This window comes from Rhizobium sp. Rhizsp42 (assembly GCF_047304155.1).
Lineage (GTDB): Bacteria > Pseudomonadota > Alphaproteobacteria > Rhizobiales > Rhizobiaceae > Rhizobium.
Genome location: NZ_JBGLYS010000202.1, coordinates 1 through 239 on the forward strand (window position 1 = coordinate 1; position 239 = coordinate 239).

Annotated in this window: 1 pseudogene; it reads right to left on the minus strand. The window is 58.2% G+C overall.

Going from position 1 to position 239, the window contains the following annotated elements:
• Window positions 1-46: 46 nt before the first annotated feature.
• Window positions 47-239, minus strand: a pseudogene (locus tag ACCD05_RS32090) (hypothetical protein); the annotation flags it as partial.

A 239-nucleotide genomic window follows, 5' to 3' on the forward strand; every position in this document is an offset into this window, starting at 1 on the left:
TGGCAACAGCAACGGCAACAGCAGCAATTAGCGGCGCCGGTCCGGCTCACTCACGCGACCATGAAATCTTCGCGAGTGACTGCTGTTTCCGGATGATATTGATCAGGCTAAGCAACGCCGGGTGGTTGTATCGACGACCACTGTAGTACATGTGAAGTGGATCCTCAGCGCACGCGTGGTCTTCGAGCACAACTCTCAGGGTACGCCGCGCCAGCTCATCGGCGATTCGAGCCTCCAGC